The organism is Rhizobium album (assembly GCF_003122325.1).
GTDB lineage: Bacteria > Pseudomonadota > Alphaproteobacteria > Rhizobiales > Rhizobiaceae > Metarhizobium > Metarhizobium album.
The window spans coordinates 147,159-163,168 of sequence record NZ_QFBC01000012.1 but is presented as its reverse complement, the minus strand read 5'-3'; the positions used below and the strand labels follow the sequence as shown (position 1 = coordinate 163,168).

The following is a 16,010-nucleotide window of genomic DNA, read 5'->3' as shown; positions in this document are numbered from 1 at the left end:
CAAAATCATTCGAGAGGACACCATGAAGAAATTCCTGAACGACCCCGTCAATTTCGTCAACGAGATGCTGGAGGGCATCTACCGGGCGCATCCGGAAGTCACCTACGTCGCCGACGACAAGCGCTGCATGGTCGCGGCCAACCGCAAGCCGGGCAAGGTCGGCATCGCCACCGGCGGCGGCTCCGGCCACCTGCCGCTGTTCCTGGGTTACGTCGGTGACGGCATGCTCGACGGGGTCGCCGTCGGCGGCGTCTTCCAGTCTCCGAGCGCCGAGCAGATGTACCAGGTCACCAAGGCCATCGACCAGGGCGCCGGCGTTCTGTACATTTACGGCAACTATACCGGCGACATCATCAACTTCGACATGGCCGCGGAACTCGCCGATCTCGACGGCATCCAGGTCAAGCAGGTCGTCGGCAACGACGACGTCGCTTCGTCGGTGGTCGGCGAAGAGCACAAGCGCCGCGGCGTCGCCGGCATCTTCTTCGTCTATAAGGCAGCCGGTGCCGCTGCTGCCGAAGGTGCATCGCTCGACGAGGTGACGCGGCTGGCCGACAAGGCCCGCCTGCGCACCCGCACCATGGGTGTTGCCCTGTCGAGCTGTGTCGTGCCGGAAATCGGCCATGCGACTTTCAGCATCGGCGAGGACGAGATGGAAATCGGCATGGGCATCCATGGCGAACCCGGCATCAGCCGCAAGAAGCTGGCACCCGCCGATGCCGTCGTCGACGAAATGATGGACCGCATCTTCGCCGAGCAGGACTATAAGTCTGGCGACGAGGTGGCCGTGCTCATCAACGGCCTCGGCGGCACGCCGCTGGAAGAACTCTACATCCTCTTCCGCCGCGTTTCGCTGCTGCTGGAAGAGCGCGGTGTCAAGACCAGGCATGTCTGGATCGGCGAATTCGCTACCTCGATGGAAATGGCCGGCGCGTCGATCTCCATCCTGCATCTCGATGCGGAGCTGGATCGCCTGATCGGTGCCGCGGGCAACACGCCCTTCTTCAAGCACATCCCCGCGTGAGGTTTTAGGCCATGAACACCATCACCGCTTCCGATCTGATCCGGCTGTTCGAGGCTTGGAAGACGCTGTTTGCCGAAGAGCGCGAGTTCCTGATCTCGCTCGACGGCAAGGTGGGCGACAGCGACCTCGGCATCACCATGAGCAAATCCTTCGCCGCCGCCGCCGAAGCGGTAACGGCCGAAGGCGAAGCGGCCGGTATCGCCAAGCTGTTGCGCACCGCCGGTGCCACCATGGCCCGCACGGCGCCCTCAACCATGGGCACGCTGACCGCCACCGGTTTTTTGCGCGCCAGCAAGGCGCTCGAAACGGCTGACGGGATCGGAACCGCCGAGGCGGCGAAATTCTGGACGGCCTTCCGCGACGGCGTTGCCGAACGCGGCAAGGCCAAGGTCGGCGACAAGACGCTTCTCGACGTGCTCGACCCGATCGCCCGATCGCTCGAGGAGGCCGCCGCTTCCGGCAAATCTCTCGGTGAAGCCCTGGCGCTGGCGACGACCGCTGCGGAGGACGCGCTCGAAGCGACGAAATCCCTCGTCGCCCAGCACGGCAAGGCCGCCGCCTTCCAGGAAAAGACGGTCGGCCTGCAGGATGCCGGCGCCACCGTCGGCGTGTTCATCATCCGCGCCATGCGGGATTTTGCTGCCTGAAAACGGTGGCCGGCACAGGTTCGGGGTCACGGCTTTGCTGCAGCGACCCCAGATTGCCGGCAAAAAGATCCCTGCCGCAGGAAACGGGTGGCTGAGCCGATTTGCCATCCCCTATGTCTGCGCCTCCCCAATCAGGAGGTTTTTCATGGGAATGTTAGAGAATAAGGTCGCCATCATCACCGGCGCATCGTCAGGGATCGGCCGTGCTGCCGCCCTGCTGTTCAGTGCCGAAGGCGCAGCAGTCGTCTTGAATGCCAGGGGCAAAGCGGCCCTGGAAACGGTATCCGAAGAGATCCGGGCCGCGGGCGGCAGAGTTCGCATCGTCGTCGGGGATGCCAGCCTGCCGGAAACCCACGAGGAACTGGTGGCCGATGCCGTGTCATCGTTCGGCGGCCTCGATATCGCGTTCAACAATGCCGCGACCATCGGCCCGATCAAACCGCTTGCGGATGTTGCCGTCTCGGAGTGGCAGGAAACGCTTGCGACGACCTTGACCTCTGCATTTCTCGGAAGTCGATGCCAGATCCCTGCCATGCTCAAACGTGGCAACGGCACAATCATCTTCACGTCGAGTTTTGTCGGAACCAGTGTCGGGCTTCCCGGCATGGCGGTCTACGCTGCCGCGAAAGCGGGACTGATGGGCTTGGTGAAAGGCATCACCGCCGACTACGCCGCCCAAGGTATCCGGGCCAATGCGCTTCTGCCCGGCGGAACGGATACGGCCATGGCCGGTGACGAAGCCCAGAAGCAATGGGCGGCCGGGCTGCACGCCATGAAACGAATTGCCCATCCCGACGAGATCGCCAGGGCGGCGCTGTTTCTCGCAAGCCCGATGTCGAGCTTTGTCGCCGGATCGGCGCTGTTTGCCGATGGCGGCAACGCGGCCGTCAAATAACCGGCGGATGGCGGTCAAACTTTTGCTGCAGCTTCAACCGGCGGATACGGCTTTACGGTCCGCCAAATCGCCCTCCGGGACCATGATGATCTGCATCAGCATCGCCTCGACCGCCTCCATCGTCTTGTCCTCCTGCGCGTTGGCGCGCAGGATCTTGGCCCGCAGCGCGCTGCCGTCGAAGGTGAGCATCATCAGATGTGCAAAGGCCTTGAGGGTGGGGTGACCATGATGGTAACCGCCGACTGACCGAACCACCATGTCCTCGATCTTTTCTTCCGCCCAGGTCAAAAGGTCGGGCTGATACTTGTCTTTCGGTTTCACCGCCGCCAGTGCTTCCATCAGGGCGGCGGTGTAACCGGTCTTGTCGTCAGCGATATCGCGCAGGATGCCGCGCACCAGCGCGCCAACCTTTTCCTGCCGGCTTGATTGTCTCTTCACCACCCGTTCCAGCAGCACGAACTGTTCCCGGAACCAGGGTTCGTAGATGGTGAAATAGATCTGCAGCTTCGATTCGAAATAGACATAGACGTTCGACGGCGCGATGCCCGCGCCCTTGGCAATCCGTCCGATGGTCGTGTCGAGATAACCGTTGGCCGAAATTTCCGTCGCCGCCGAAGCCAGGATCGCTTCCCTGACGGCCTCGCTCTTCAAACGTACCAACGTCCCACCTCGCCACTCTTCCCGATGCATACCTATCGGGCCAAAGCCCGTTTCGAACCTTGAGATAACGCAATTCAAAAACGAATGCCATTCGGTATTGACAAGTGCGCCGACTTTCTTTTCATTACCGAACAGCATTCGCTTATCAAATATCAAGTGCGGGACAACCGCTAAGGCGAGGCTGCGGAGGACTGATGGAATAACGCAAGGCCTAGCGGCTGATCGGGCAGACATGCCGTTCAGCGTGCGCCTCTGCGTGCTCGCTTCTGAGGAAGAACCGGATGGAAACCGTCCGGCATCGAAAGAAAAATAGGGGAACGACAATGACACTGCTGAAAAAGCTGAAATCCATCATCGCCGCCGGGGCAGTCCTTGCCGCGGGCGTCGCACAAGCCGAAGAGCCGGTCCGCATCGGCTATTCCATGTCCCTTACCGGCCTTTTCGCCCAGGCCGCGCCGTCGCAGGTCAATGCCTACGAACTGTGGGAGGACCAGGTCAATGCCGCCGGCGGCCTCGATGTCGGCGGCGTCAAGCGGCCGGTCGAATTCGTCACCTACGACGACCAGTCCAATCCGGCCAATGCCGTGCGCATCTATGAAAAGCTGATCACCGAAGACAAGGTCGATCTCCTGGCCGCACCGTGGAGCACGCCGATCCATCTGGCGCTGGCGCCGATCCTCAGCCGCCACAAGTTCCCGATGGTCGGCAACACCGCCGCCTCGGTGCAATTGCGCGAAGTGGCGCCGGGCTACATCTGGTTCCCGACGGCGGTCATTCCCGACAAGGTTGGCGAAGAGCTGGCCGCCTTCATGAAAAGCAAGGGCGTCACCTCTGCGGCGATCCTCTCCAACGTCCTGCCGCTATCGCAGGAGATCAAGAGCTTCCTGGTGCCGGCGCTGGAAAAGCAGGGCATCGCCGTCCCGGTCAACGAAAACTATCCGCCTGACATCAAGGATCTGACCACGCTGCTGACGCAGACCAACGAGTCCGGCGCCGATGCGGTGATCATGCTCAGCTACCCCTCGGATTCCTTCCTCTTCGCCGCCCAGGCCAAAGAACTCGGCGTCAAGGCGCCCTTCGTTCTGTCGCTGATCGGCGCCACCTTCGGCTCCTACCAGCAGGCGCTGGGCGAGAGCGTCAACAACATCGTCACCGTCGGCCACTGGTCGCCGAACCAGGCCGCCTGGCCGAAGGCGAAGCCGTTCTTCGACGCCTACAAGGCGAAATACAACGAAGCGCCCGACGCTCTCGACAGCGCGCTCGCCTACATGTCGATGGAAATCCTGCAGCAGGCCGTCGCCACCGCCGGCCTCGACAAGGAAAAGATCCGCGAGGCGGTCTCGACCATGACCTTCGACACGATCAACGGCCCGATCAAATTCGAGGGCGTGCAGAACACCATGACGCCGACCTCCTTCCTACAGATCCAGGACGGCAGCCTCGAGCTGGTCTGGCCGGACTCGGTCAAGACCAAGGACTTCCGCCCGAAGACCGGGTGGTAAGCACAAGCGCCGGCCGGCGCGAACCGGCCGGCCGTTCCCCCTGCCGGTGAACCGAACCGCTGGAGTTCAATACAGTGTCAACCCAATTGTTGTTTGCAGCCTTGGTTGCAGGCTCTCTCTACGCGCTTGTCGCGCTCGGCCTCAACCTCGTCTACGGCACCCTGCGCCTGCTCAACATCGCGCATGGCGACCTGGTGATGATCGGCGCCTATGTCGCCTTCTGGATGTTGTCGCTTCTCGGCATGCCGCCGGTCTTGTCGCTGTTTGCCGCGGCCGCGCTGTGCGGCGGCTTCGGCTGGCTCATCTATGTCGGTATCTTCCGCAAGCTGCTGTCGACACCGGCGCTGGCGCGGCGGTTGGAGGCCAACTCGCTCATCCTGTTCTACGGCGTCTCCGTCATCCTGCAGAATGGCGTCTCGCTGGCCTTCACCTCTACCGCTCGCGGCTATCAGTATCTCAACGAGGTGCACCGTTTCGCCGGCGTGGCGGCGAGCGGTAACCGGTTGATGCTGCTCGGCGTGGCGCTGGTGCTCTGCCTCGGCATGCTGCTCTTCCTGCGTTTCCACCTGTTCGGCTGGAGCCTGCGCGCCGTCATCGAGCGGCGGGATGCGGCGGCCGTGGTCGGCGTCGACGTCGACCGCGTGCAGATGGCCACCATCTGTACCGGCTTCGCCATTGCCGGCGTCGCCGGCGTGCTGGTCAGCATGACGGAGCAGATCACCCCGTTCATGGGTTTCCCCTTCACCATCGCCGCCTTAGTCGTCATCGTGCTCGGTGGCCTCGGCAATATCTTCGCCGGCATCGTCGCGGGTTTTGCGCTCGGCTTCATCGAGACCTTCGGCATTGCCGCCACCTCGGCAACCTACCGCTCGATCCTGATCTACGGCCTGTTCGTCGCCGTGCTGCTTCTGCGCCCGCAGGGCCTTTTCGGAAAGGCGATCCAGGCGCGATGACCAAGCTCAATCTCGATATCATCGGCGGCCCCCTTCTCGTCCTCGCCGGCCTGGCGCTGCCCTTTGCCGGCGCCGACTACCTGATGGGCATCGCCTTCAACCTCGCCATGTGGATCGCCCTGACCCAGAGCTGGTCGATCCTGTCGGCGATGACCGGCTACGTTTCCCTCGGTCACGTCGTCTTCTGCGGCATCGGTTCCTATGTCTTCATCCTGACCAACGGCACCCTGCCCATGCCCGTTGCGCTCGCCTGTGCCGGCCTTGCCGCCGGCGTGATGGCGCTGGTGATCGGCCTGCCGGTGCTGCGGGTGCGCGGCCCCTACTTCGTCATCCTCACTTTCGGCCTCGCCGAGCTTGCCAAGAACGTCATCGTGCAGATCGAGACGAGCCTCGGGCAGTTCAGCCGGCTGATCTTCGATGCGCCGGCGCTGGACACGCTCTATTTCATCATGTTCGGGCTTGCCGTCGCCTCCACCGCTGCCGCCGTCCTCGTCCGGCATTCGAAGCTCGGCCGCGGCCTGGTCGCCATCCGTGAAAACGAGGAAGCGGCAGAAGCGATCGGCGTGCCGGTGACCCGGCTGAAACTCATCGCCTTCGTCGTGGCGGCGATCATCCCGGGCATCGTCGGCGGCGTGCTTTTGCTGCGCACCAGCTATTTCGAGGCGGCGCAGGCCTTCGATCCGGTAATCTCCTTCAGCATCGTCACCATGGCGATCGTCGGCGGCATGGGCACGGTGCGCGGCCCGATCCTCGGCTCGCTCGCCTTCGTGCTGCTCTCCGAGCTTCTGTGGGCGCGGTTCCCGCAGCTCTACATGATCATCCTCGGCGCGCTGCTCATCCTGTTCATCCTGTTCATGCCGCGTGGCCTTTCCGGCCTCTTCGAACGCAGGGAGGCACGCCGATGACCATCCTCGATGTCCAGGGCATCTCCAAGAGTTTCGGCGGCCTGAAAGCGCTGACCAACGTCTCCTTTTCCGTCGAGGAAGGCGCGATCTTCGGGCTGATGGGCGCCAACGGCGCCGGCAAGACGACACTGTTCGCCGTCATCGCCGGGCAGATCAAGCCAAGCGGCGGCAGCGTCTCGTTCCGCAACCGCACCATCACCGGCAAACGCCCGGACCAGATCTGCCGGCTCGGCATCAGCCGCACCTTCCAGATCGTCCGCCCCTTTGCCGGCATCTCGGTGCTCGACAATGTCATCGTCTCCGCGCTCTACGGCGCGGCGGCGAGCAACAGCCATGCGGAGGCCCGCGAAGCCGGGATCGCCGCCCTGGAAGCGGTCGGCCTCGCCGGTTCGGCGGACAAGCTGGCCGGCGAACTGACGCTCTCCGGGCAAAAACGGCTGGAGATCGCCCGGGCGCTCGCCACCGGTGCGGAAATGCTGCTGCTCGACGAGGTCATGGCCGGCCTGACGCCCACCGAGGTCGAGGAAATGATCGCGACGCTGTCGGAGCTGCGGCGCGCCCGCAACCTGACCTTCATGCTGGTCGAGCATGTCATGGGCGCGCTGATGGCGCTTTCCGACCGGATCCTCGCCCTCGACCACGGCGTTCCCATCGCCATCGGCACCCCGGCCGAGATCGCCGCCAACCCAGATGTCTTGAAGGTGTATTTCGGATGAGCAGCGCAAGCGAACCCCTGATGACCGTCAGCGGCCTGTCGTCCGGCTACGGCCCGGTGACGATCCTGCGCGACATCGACATATCGGTGGCACCCGGATCGGTGACGGCGCTGGTCGGTGCCAACGGCGCCGGCAAGACGACGCTCATGAAGGCGATCGCCGGCCTGCTGCCCGCCTGGAGCGGCGCGATCCGCTTCGACGGCAAGGACATCACCCGGGTGCCGACGCATGAACGCGTCGGCCAGGGAATCGTGCTGGTGCCGGAAGGACGCATGGTTTTCACCCTGCTGTCCGTCGAGCAGAACCTCCGCCTCGGCGCCATCACCCCGCGGGCGCGGGACAATATCGGCGACCGGCTGGAGGCGATGTTCAAGCGTTTTCCGCGCCTGCAGGAGCGCCGCCGCCAGCTTGCCGGCAGCATGTCCGGCGGCGAGCAGCAGATGCTGGCGATCGGCCGCGGGCTGATGGCGAAACCGCGCATCGTCCTGCTCGACGAGCCGACGCTGGGACTGGCGCCGATCATGGTCAAGCAGGTCTTTTCCGTGATCGAGGAACTGAAGGCCGACGGCTACACCATCCTGCTCTCCGAGCAGAACTCCCGCCTGGCGCTGGAGGCGGCCGACCACGGCTACATCATCGAAAACGGCCGCGTCCAGCTCTCCGGGCCGGGGCGCGAGCTCATCGACATGCCGGATGTCCGAAGACTGTATCTCGGCCGTTAGAATTTTGTTTTGAAACCATGAAAGGGAGACACGCATGAAAACGATGACGATCAACGACCATCCGATCACCTATGTCGAATCCGGCGACGAGAAGGCGCCGACGCTGATCCTGCTCAGCGGCTGGGCGCAGGACGACCGGCTGTTCAAGACGCTGGCGCCGGAACTCGCCAGGGACTTCCACGTGTTCTGCCCGAACTATCGCGGCCACGACGCCGACCAGACGCTGCGCGGCGACTTCACCTCCGACGACCTGGTGAACGACATGGCCGAGTTCATCGACCGTCTCAAGCCCGGCACCTTCCATCTGGTCTCCACCTCGCACGGCTGCTGGGTGAACATCGAACTCTGCGATCGCTACAAGCTCGACCGCACCGTCGTCATCGACTGGCTGATGGAGCCGCATCCGGGCTTCTTCAAGCAGTTGCAGGACGGCCAGGACCCGGACAATTACCAGGCCGGCCGCCAGAGCTTCTTCGACGAATGGATCGCCGCCACCGACAATGCCGACGTCATCAACCACATCAAGACGGAAATGCCCTGGTTCAAGGGCGAGATGTGGATGCGCGCCTGCCGCGAGATCGAAAAATCCTACCGCAAGTGGGGCAGCCCGCTGGAGCGCATGAAGGCGCTGAAGGACAAACCGCAGATCATGCATGTCTATTCCCAGCCGCTGTCGGAGGAATACCGCCAGTTCCAGCGCAATTTCGCCGACCAGCATCCGTGGTTCGAGCCGGTGCACATTCCGGGCCAGACCCACTTCCCGACGCTGGAAAGCCCGGTCGAAGTCGCCGAAGCCATCCGCAATTTCTACCAGAAATAACAATCGTTTGCCGCGATGCGCCGGTGCTTCCGGCGCATCGTCTGGGCACAGGCCGGTCAACAGAGGGAGCATCTCATGTCGGGGAAATTCAAGGCCATCATCGCAGGCGGCGGCTTCGGCGGGCTGACGGCGGCAACCGCGCTGGCGCAGCGGGGCTGGTCCGTCACCATCTACGAACGCCAGCCGGAGATCCGCGCCGCCGGCGCCGGCATCTACATCTGGGAAAACGGCCTGCGGATCCTCGAAGCGCTGGGCGCCGATGTCGTCACCAAGGATTCTTTCCGCGGTCTCGCCATGGAGCAGCGCGGCCATGACGACAGCGTTCTCGACCCCGGCGACTTCCCGCCCTCGGTGCGGCTGATCACCGTCACCCGCAAGGACCTGCTCGCCGGCCTGCGCCGCGCCGCCGAAAAGGCCGGCGTCGAGATCCGCACCGGCGCCGAGGTGATCGGCGCCGGCAGCGAAGGCGACCTGCATTTTTTGGGCGCGCATGCGGAGAAAGCGGACCTGGCGATCGGCGCCGACGGTGTCTGGTCGATGGTCCGCCGTTCGCTCGGCCTGGAGCTTTTCCACCAGCAGACCGACGAAGGCGCCCTGCGCACCATCATCCCCGGCACGCCGAAGGATCTCGGGCCGGACGGCCAGGACAAATATATCGAATGCTGGTCGGGCGAGCGGCGTTTCCTGATCACGCCGCTGAACCACCGGGAAATCTACCTGGCGCTGACCTGCCAGAAGACCGACTTGGCCGGCAAGAAAAGCCCGCTGGACAAGGAAAGCTGGAAGGCCTCTTTCCCGCGCTGGGCGCATCTCATCGACCGCACCGACCAGATGCTCGCCTGGGCGCCCTACAGCATCGTCAAGGTGCGCTCCTGGTCGTCCGGCCGCACCGCCATCATCGGCGACGCCGCCCATGCGCAGCCGCCGAATCTCGGCCAGGGCGGCGGCATGGCGATGCAGAGCGCGCTGGCGCTGGCCGTCCATCTCGAAGGCATCGCGGACCGCCGCGACATTCCCGACCGTCTCGCCCGGTGGGAGGAGAAGGAACGGCCGCTCGCCGAACATTGCCAGCGCTGGTCCTGCCTCTACGGCGAGGTCTCGATGCTGCCGGATGCGACACGGGCCAAGGTCGTCAGCAACGGCATGGCCGACGCCTGGGTGCGCAACGAGATTCTGCGGGCGGCCCGCAGCATCCCGACAGGCACGGAAGCCCTGGGCTGACCGGCGACCGGGATGGGGGTTTCGCTCATCCCGTTTCGAACGTGAGGAGGAGAAGAGCCCCGGGTGATGTCAGCCGGCTCTCGGACTGCTGGCATCATTGCAAAATCGCCATTGAGGGAATGGTGGTTTGTCAGCAGTCTGAGCCCGGCAAGGCCGGGCCGCCCTCTTTTCACGATCAGAATTCTTCCCAGCTTTGCGCCGCGGCCGCCGATGACGAACCACCACCGCCGAAGGCGCGGGCAAGCTTGTTGCCGAGGCTGCGGGCTCCGGAGGCGACCGGGCGTTCACCGGACGAAGCCAGCGCCACCGGCCGCGCCGTCATGCCGCCGCCGAAGCGGAACTGCGCCAGCAGGGTGTTCAGCGAGGCGACCTCGGTTGCCAGCGTGTGGCTGGCCGCGGTCTGTTCCTCGACCATCGCGGCATTTTTCTGCGTGCTCTGGTCGATGGAGTTGACGGCCGCATTGATCTCGCCGAGCGCGGTCGATTGTTCCCGCGCCGAATGGGCGATGGCCGAGACGTGCTTGTCGATCTCCTGCACCTGGTTGACGATTGCCTCGAGCGCCGTTCCGGTTTCGCCGACAAGCGCCACGCCGGTGTGCACCTGGTCGCCCGACTTGGTGATCAGCGCCTTGATTTCCTTGGCGGCATGGGCCGAGCGCTGGGCAAGCTCGCGCACTTCCTGGGCGACGACGGCAAAACCCTTGCCGGCCTCGCCGGCGCGGGCAGCCTCGACACCGGCATTCAGTGCCAGAAGGTTCGTCTGGAAGGCGATGTCGTCGATAACGCTGATGATGTTGGAGATTTCGCGCGAGGAGCTTTCGATGCCGTCCATGGCGGCAACGGCCTTGCGCACGATCTCGCCCGATTTCTCGGCACCGGCGCGGGTGCGTTCCACCAGGCCGCTGGCACCGTCGGCCCGCTTCGTCGCGTCCTGCAGGGCGGTGGTGATCTCTTCCAGCGCGGCGGCGGTTTCTTCCACGGAGGCCGCCTGTTGTTCCGTGCGCTTGGCAAGGTCGTCGGAAGCCGACTGGATCTCGACGGAGCCGGCCTTGATGGCTTCGGCATTGCTGCCGACGGAGCGCAGGGCGGATTGCAGCTTTTCGACGGCGGCGTTAAAATCGTGGCGGATCTGGTCGAGCGAGCCGGAGAAGCTGCGCTCGATGCGATGTGTCATGTCGCCTTCGGCAAGTTTCTGCAAGCCGTCGGCCAGCGCTTCCACCGCGGCACGGGTCTGCTGTTCCCGCTCGGCGGCCTCTTCGGCACGCTGGCGGCGCTCGGTTTCCGACATGGCGCGATTCTGCTCGGCTTCGCCTTCGAGGCGCAGCTTCGCCAGGGTTGCGTCGCGCAGGATGGCCAGCGAGCGGGCCATCTCGCCGATTTCGTCCGGCCGGTCCGATGCCGACAGGTCGACATCCGTCCGGCCGCGGGCGATTTCGCTGGTGGCGGTGATGACGGCGCCGAGGCGTTTGCGGAAGCGGGCGGCAAGGGCCCAGCCGATGGCGATCATAAGACCGGTGGCGACGACGATGACGACGACGGCCGTGACCGCAAGTGCCCAGAGATTGGCGAAAAGCACCGATTTCGGCACGGAAACGACCGTGTACCACGTGGTTTCCGGCAAAAGGTTAACGGGGACGGCCACCGCCATGCTGACGGCGCCGCCGGCATCGACCACCTCGCGCGCCTTTCCGGGATGGGCGATCAGCGCCTCCCAGTTGGCGACGTCGAGGCTGGACTCCTTCAGCGCCTTGCCGAGCGCGCCGCCATCGGGGTGGCTGATGATATTGCCGCCCTGGCTCAGCAGAGCCACGTAACCGGCGCCCAGCGGCTTCATCTTGGCCATGTCGCCGGCGAGCGCATCGAGCGAGATGTCGACGCCGGTCTCGCCCTTGAACGTGCCATCGTAGAGGAGCGGCACCATGAAGGAGGTCATCAGCACGTTCTTGCCGCCGATGACATAGCTGTAGGGTTCGGTCAGGAAATCCTTGCCGGTCTGTTTCGGCACCTGGTAATAGTCGCCGGGGCCTGGCTTGTCGTAATCCACCAGCGCTTCCATGCCGACCTTGCCGTCATTGCGCACGAAATAGGGAATATAGCGGCCGGTGGCATCGTGGCCCGGCTTGTCCTTGTATTCTTCGTCCTTGCCGTCGAAAGCGTTCGGTTCCCAGCCGGTGCTGACGCCAAGCGCGAAAGGATTGTCGGCCATCAGCCGGTCGAAGACGCTGTTCATCGTCTCGCGGCTGGGATTGTCCGTGGCCTTCATGGCGTAAAGGGCGGAGCGCATGTTCCAGCTCAACGCCTTGACCTTGGCAAAATAGGTTTCGACATCCGCGGCACTTGCCTCGGCGGCATTCGTCATCTCCGAGATCGAGCGTTCCTCCAACGCGTGATAGGAGAGCCACAGAAGAATACCGGCGGTGGCCACGGTGGTTGCAACACCGGTCGCGACGATGGCGAACATGTTGCACGCAGTTGCTGTCTTTGGAAGCATCAATCCCCTCCTCAGGTCCGTGGCGTTATCTCGGCACGGGCGGATCTTTATTGCTGGGAAGAACATGCCGGCACCGGCGAGGCAAAACGGGCGAAATCATTCCGCGCTTTCGGAATGTAAATGATCGCCGGTTACGAAAACGATAAAAATCTAAGGATCGGCTACACTGTCGTTTTTATGCCTATGTTGCGCCGTTTCATGGAAAATATATGTGTCTGGGCGGTATCTCGGAGATTTTTACTTATGGTTGAATGGTGTTCCTCTGCTCCGGCAAAATTCCGTAAATCCCGCGCCCGGGCAAATTCGCTGTTGATTTGCTGAATCGATAGGCACATAAGCTGAGAAACAGGCAAATGCATCGGTATGCGGCATGGCGACATCTCCCTCTTCGGGGAACGGCGGTTCCCTTTGGAAATTCAAGTTTTTTTCCCCCATTCTCGCTGGCGCCACTTTCAAGGAGAGGTTGATCGGCTGTCTCGGCGCCCTGATCGGCATCTTTCTGACAGGCCTGCTCTGCAGCCTCATTTTCGGACCTGACCCGCATCTACCTCTGATTGTGGCTCCCATCGGAGCATCCGCGGTGCTGCTGTTCGCTGTTCCCGCCAGCCCGCTGGCGCAGCCATGGTCCATCATCGGCGGCAATACGATTTCCGCCATGGTCGGTGTGATCGTCACCTATTTCGTCAAGGATCCCATGCTGGCGGTCGGCCTGGCTGTTTCGCTGGCAATCCTGGCCATGTCGCTGACCCGTTCGCTGCATCCGCCGGGCGGGGCCGCCGCGCTGACTGCGGTGATCGGCGGGGCTGTCGTGGCGCGCGCCGGCTTCTGGTTTCCCTTTGTGCCCGTAGCCGTCAACTCGCTGCTTCTCGTGGCGCTCGGCCTGTTCTTTCACAAGCTCTCCGGCCGCCAGTATCCGCATCGGCCAGCCGTGGCGGCGCCGGTGAACCAGCACAACACCGCCGATCCGCCGCCGACGTTGCGGGTGGGCTTCAACGCCGAAGATATCGACGCTGCCATCGCAGCCTTCAACGAGACGCTGGACGTCGACCGCGCCGATATCGACGCGCTGTTGCGCCAGGTCGAGTTGCAGGCGCTGCTGAGGCGGCGCGGCGATATCAGCTGCGGTGATATCATGTCGCGCGATGTCGTTACCGTCGGCATCGATGCCACACCCCAACAGGCCCGCAGGCTGCTGCTGGAGCACGATATCCGGACGCTGCCGGTGCTGATGCCGGATGCCACCGTGGCCGGCACCGTCGGCTTGCGCGAACTGGCAAGCGTCGAGGATACGGACCGGCTGCCGGTCTCCGACGCGGTGACCGCAAGCCCGGCCGAGCCGGCCATCGGCCTGCTGCCGCGGTTGACGGATGGCGTTTCCCACGCCGTGGTCATCATCGACGATGTCGGCAAGGTCGCCGGGATCATTTCCCAGACCGACCTTCTGGCGACCCTGGCGCGGAGCCTTTCCCTTTCATGGGAGAAGGACGAAATGCAGGGTCAAGGGCAGGGGATCTGACGGGGCACACACCACGTGGCGCTCCGGCCTGTTTCGAAGACACGGGCGGTTATCGGATCATGCCTGCAGGTCGGCGCGGGCCGCCGTGGTGACGGCCTGCGTCAGCGCCCGCAACTGATCCGCTGCCATCCGGTTGACCTGCCAGTAGAGCGGGATATCCACCGTCACGCCCGGCAGCAGTTCGACCAGCCTTCCGGCTGCAAGATGGTCCTTCACCAGGGCGACCGGGTTCATGCCCCAGCCCATGCCGAGCAGTGCGGCTTCGACGAAACCCTGCGTCGATGGCAGCCAGTGCGTCGGAAAAGCGACGTCGCGCTGCAATGCCTGCCTCATCCAGAGGCTCTGGAGCCGGTCCTTCTGGTTGAAGGTCAAGGCCGGGGCGCGGGCAAGCCCCGCTTCTGTGACGCCGTGAGGAAAATGGCTGGCGACGAAATCCGGGCTTGCGGTTGCATGATAACGCAACGAGCCGAGAAAGACGCGACGGCAACCGGTTACGGGTTTTTCAAGGCCGGTGACCGCCGCCAGCACACGGCCGCCTTTCAGCCATTCGGCCGTATGGTCCTGGTCGTCGACGGCGATGTTGAGAAGATGGCCGGTCTGCCGGGTGAAGGCCGCTGCCGCCGTCAGGAACCAGGTGCCGAGGCTGTCGGCATTGGTGGCGATGTGCACGGTGACCTGTCCGCCAACGCCGGCCGCCGGCCCGAGGGAGGGCAGATGCTCGAAAAGTCCACCCTCCAGCATCTCCACCTGCTCGACATGGCGGCAGAGCCATTCGCCCTTTTCGGTGGCGGTGCAGGGGCTGCCGCGGACGACGAGCACCACGCCCAGGCGATCCTCCAGCTGCTTGACCCGCTGCGATATGGCCGATGGCGTGACGTTCAATGCCTTGGCGGCTTTTTCGAAGCTGCCCGTACGCGCCACGGCGGCAACGGCCTTCAGGCCGGCATAATCCAGCATAGGATTAGTTTTCCTTAATAATCATTATACAATTTAATTAGACTGAATATTGCACTGACGCTAGGCAAGACCTGTCTTTTGCTTCGGAGCCGAAATGTCGCCTTCCATTTTCATGACCGGATTTTCCATGGGCCTCAGCCTGATCGTCGCAATCGGGGCGCAGAATGCCTTCGTGCTGCGGCAGGGGCTGAAACGGGAGCATGTGCTGCCGGTCGTGCTGACCTGCGCCCTTTCCGATGCGGTGCTGATCGTGTTCGGCGTTTCGAGCCTCGCCCGGGCGACAGCGGTATTGCCGTGGCTCGAACCGGTCATGCGGTATGGCGGGGCGGCATTCCTGATCTGGTATGGAGACCGGAGCCTGCGCTCGGCGCTGACCTCAACGGAGGCGCTTTCAGTGCAGAATGCCGGTACGTCAAGCCTGAAGGCGACGCTTTTGACCTGCATGGCGCTGACATGGCTCAATCCGCATGTGTGGCTGGATACGGTGGTGCTGCTGGGATCGATCGCCAGCCAGTTTCCCGGTCAGCGCCCGTCTTTTGCGCTCGGCGCCACCTGCGCCTCGTTCGTTTTCTTCTTTGCGCTCGGTTTCGGCGCACGCCATCTTGCGCCGCTCTTTTCCCGACCGGTGGCATGGCGCATTCTGGAAGGGATCATTGCCGCAGTGATGTGGCTGATCGCGCTCAGGCTTCTGACGGGCGGTTAGGCCGGTGCCCCGGTCAGCGAGAAGTAGGCATAGGCCAGGACGAAGGCGGCGGCGACTGCAAGGACCGTGAGCAGTTTTTTGGCCCAGCGCGGCGTGGGCGTCGGCTTCTGCGGCTCGGCCGGTTTCTTCTTGCGGAACTGGACGATATTGTCGGTCATGGTCACCCTTTACCCGTGCTGCCTTCACCCGTGCTGCACGTCAGCTTCGCGGGAAAAATCCTGACGAACCATGTCATGCCGTTCGACTGCAAGACTACACGCACCGGTAACGGCTGTCCA

At 63.7% G+C, this 16,010-nt stretch carries 16 protein-coding genes; 12 read left to right on the top strand and 4 right to left on the bottom strand.

Features of this window, described 5'->3' with window-relative positions:
- The first annotated feature begins 22 nt into the window (after positions 1 to 22).
- The 3 genes from DEM27_RS22755 (at position 23) to DEM27_RS22745 (ending at position 2,566) form a co-directional block, all read left to right on the top strand.
- Positions 23 to 1,024, top strand: coding sequence for a dihydroxyacetone kinase subunit DhaK (locus DEM27_RS22755; protein ID WP_109460526.1), 1,002 nt, complete (start codon positions 23 to 25; stop codon positions 1,022 to 1,024).
- 11 nt (positions 1,025 to 1,035) lie between these two features.
- The gene (locus tag DEM27_RS22750) at positions 1,036 to 1,671 is read left to right on the top strand and encodes a dihydroxyacetone kinase family protein (protein WP_109460525.1); all 636 of its coding nucleotides are present in this window, start codon (positions 1,036 to 1,038) and stop codon (positions 1,669 to 1,671) included.
- Positions 1,672 to 1,816: 145 nt separating this feature from the next.
- Positions 1,817 to 2,566 carry an SDR family oxidoreductase gene (locus DEM27_RS22745; RefSeq protein WP_109460524.1) on the top strand — a complete coding sequence of 250 codons (750 nt, stop codon included), beginning with the start codon at positions 1,817 to 1,819 and terminating at the stop codon, positions 2,564 to 2,566.
- 33 nt (positions 2,567 to 2,599) lie between these two features.
- Here DEM27_RS22745 and DEM27_RS22740 read toward each other — a convergent pair whose 3' ends face one another.
- Entirely contained in the window at positions 2,600 to 3,226 is a 627-nt protein-coding gene (locus tag DEM27_RS22740; RefSeq protein WP_165823539.1) for a TetR/AcrR family transcriptional regulator, read from the bottom strand.
- Positions 3,227 to 3,549: 323 nt separating this feature from the next.
- Here DEM27_RS22740 and DEM27_RS22735 point away from each other — a divergent pair, with 323 nt between their 5' ends.
- The 7 genes from DEM27_RS22735 (at position 3,550) to DEM27_RS22705 (ending at position 10,065) form a co-directional block, all read left to right on the top strand.
- Positions 3,550 to 4,728 carry an amino acid ABC transporter substrate-binding protein gene (locus DEM27_RS22735; RefSeq protein ID WP_165823538.1) on the top strand — a complete coding sequence of 393 codons (1,179 nt, stop codon included), beginning with the start codon at positions 3,550 to 3,552 and terminating at the stop codon, positions 4,726 to 4,728.
- Positions 4,729 to 4,802: 74 nt separating this feature from the next.
- Positions 4,803 to 5,681, top strand: coding sequence for a branched-chain amino acid ABC transporter permease (locus DEM27_RS22730; RefSeq protein WP_165823537.1), 879 nt, complete (start codon positions 4,803 to 4,805; stop codon positions 5,679 to 5,681).
- Complete coding sequence (locus DEM27_RS22725) at positions 5,678 to 6,586, top strand: branched-chain amino acid ABC transporter permease (protein WP_109460520.1); 909 nt, start codon at positions 5,678 to 5,680, stop codon at positions 6,584 to 6,586. The genes DEM27_RS22730 and DEM27_RS22725 overlap by 4 nt, the downstream gene beginning before the upstream one ends.
- Positions 6,583 to 7,302, top strand: a complete 720-nt coding sequence (locus DEM27_RS22720; protein WP_109460519.1) for an ABC transporter ATP-binding protein — start codon at positions 6,583 to 6,585, stop codon at positions 7,300 to 7,302. Before DEM27_RS22725 ends, DEM27_RS22720 begins: the two co-directional genes overlap by 4 nt.
- Positions 7,303 to 7,319: 17 nt before the next feature.
- Entirely contained in the window at positions 7,320 to 8,024 is a 705-nt protein-coding gene (locus DEM27_RS22715; RefSeq protein WP_205908948.1) for an ABC transporter ATP-binding protein, read from the top strand.
- A 34-nt stretch (positions 8,025 to 8,058) separates the two neighbouring features.
- Positions 8,059 to 8,844 (top strand): alpha/beta fold hydrolase, encoded by a 786-nt coding sequence (locus DEM27_RS22710; RefSeq protein WP_109460517.1) that lies wholly within the window; start codon positions 8,059 to 8,061, stop codon positions 8,842 to 8,844.
- Positions 8,845 to 8,919: 75 nt separating this feature from the next.
- Entirely contained in the window at positions 8,920 to 10,065 is a 1,146-nt protein-coding gene (locus DEM27_RS22705; RefSeq protein ID WP_109460516.1) for an FAD-dependent oxidoreductase, read from the top strand.
- A 175-nt stretch (positions 10,066 to 10,240) separates the two neighbouring features.
- Here DEM27_RS22705 and DEM27_RS22700 read toward each other — a convergent pair whose 3' ends face one another.
- Complete coding sequence (locus DEM27_RS22700) at positions 10,241 to 12,556, bottom strand: methyl-accepting chemotaxis protein (protein ID WP_109460515.1); 2,316 nt, start codon at positions 12,554 to 12,556, stop codon at positions 10,241 to 10,243.
- A gap of 370 nt (positions 12,557 to 12,926) precedes the next feature.
- Between DEM27_RS22700 and DEM27_RS22695 the strand changes: the two genes are divergently transcribed.
- The gene (locus tag DEM27_RS22695; RefSeq protein ID WP_109460514.1) at positions 12,927 to 14,072 is read left to right on the top strand and encodes an HPP family protein; all 1,146 of its coding nucleotides are present in this window, start codon (positions 12,927 to 12,929) and stop codon (positions 14,070 to 14,072) included.
- A 57-nt stretch (positions 14,073 to 14,129) separates the two neighbouring features.
- Here the strand turns inward: DEM27_RS22695 and DEM27_RS22690 are convergent, their stop codons facing one another.
- The gene (locus DEM27_RS22690; protein WP_109460513.1) at positions 14,130 to 15,029 is read right to left on the bottom strand and encodes a LysR family transcriptional regulator ArgP; all 900 of its coding nucleotides are present in this window, start codon (positions 15,027 to 15,029) and stop codon (positions 14,130 to 14,132) included.
- A gap of 94 nt (positions 15,030 to 15,123) precedes the next feature.
- Between DEM27_RS22690 and DEM27_RS22685 the strand changes: the two genes are divergently transcribed.
- The gene (locus tag DEM27_RS22685) at positions 15,124 to 15,732 is read left to right on the top strand and encodes a LysE/ArgO family amino acid transporter (RefSeq protein ID WP_109460512.1); all 609 of its coding nucleotides are present in this window, start codon (positions 15,124 to 15,126) and stop codon (positions 15,730 to 15,732) included.
- Here DEM27_RS22685 and DEM27_RS34120 read toward each other — a convergent pair.
- Positions 15,729 to 15,890 (bottom strand): hypothetical protein, encoded by a 162-nt coding sequence (locus DEM27_RS34120; RefSeq protein WP_165823536.1) that lies wholly within the window; start codon positions 15,888 to 15,890, stop codon positions 15,729 to 15,731. The genes DEM27_RS22685 and DEM27_RS34120 overlap by 4 nt on opposite strands.
- Positions 15,891 to 16,010 lie beyond the last annotated feature (120 nt).

Excerpts from the sequence above, each read along its gene's own strand:
- DEM27_RS22710 (WP_109460517.1), top strand. The coding sequence starts at position 8,059 with ATGAAAACGATGACGATCAACGACCATCCGATCACCTATGTCGAATCC.
- DEM27_RS22705 (WP_109460516.1), top strand. The coding sequence starts at position 8,920 with ATGTCGGGGAAATTCAAGGCCATCATCGCAGGCGGCGGCTTCGGCGGG.
- DEM27_RS34120 (WP_165823536.1), bottom strand. The coding sequence starts at position 15,890 with ATGACCGACAATATCGTCCAGTTCCGCAAGAAGAAACCGGCCGAGCCG.
- DEM27_RS22695 (WP_109460514.1), top strand. The coding sequence starts at position 12,927 with ATGGCGACATCTCCCTCTTCGGGGAACGGCGGTTCCCTTTGGAAATTC.
- DEM27_RS22745 (WP_109460524.1), top strand. The coding sequence starts at position 1,817 with ATGGGAATGTTAGAGAATAAGGTCGCCATCATCACCGGCGCATCGTCA.
- DEM27_RS22685 (WP_109460512.1), top strand. The coding sequence starts at position 15,124 with ATGTCGCCTTCCATTTTCATGACCGGATTTTCCATGGGCCTCAGCCTG.
- DEM27_RS22720 (WP_109460519.1), top strand. The coding sequence starts at position 6,583 with ATGACCATCCTCGATGTCCAGGGCATCTCCAAGAGTTTCGGCGGCCTG.
- DEM27_RS22690 (WP_109460513.1), bottom strand. The coding sequence starts at position 15,029 with ATGCTGGATTATGCCGGCCTGAAGGCCGTTGCCGCCGTGGCGCGTACG.
- DEM27_RS22725 (WP_109460520.1), top strand. The coding sequence starts at position 5,678 with ATGACCAAGCTCAATCTCGATATCATCGGCGGCCCCCTTCTCGTCCTC.
- DEM27_RS22750 (WP_109460525.1), top strand. The coding sequence starts at position 1,036 with ATGAACACCATCACCGCTTCCGATCTGATCCGGCTGTTCGAGGCTTGG.
- DEM27_RS22755 (WP_109460526.1), top strand. The coding sequence starts at position 23 with ATGAAGAAATTCCTGAACGACCCCGTCAATTTCGTCAACGAGATGCTG.
- DEM27_RS22700 (WP_109460515.1), bottom strand. The coding sequence starts at position 12,556 with ATGCTTCCAAAGACAGCAACTGCGTGCAACATGTTCGCCATCGTCGCG.
- DEM27_RS22735 (WP_165823538.1), top strand. The coding sequence starts at position 3,550 with ATGACACTGCTGAAAAAGCTGAAATCCATCATCGCCGCCGGGGCAGTC.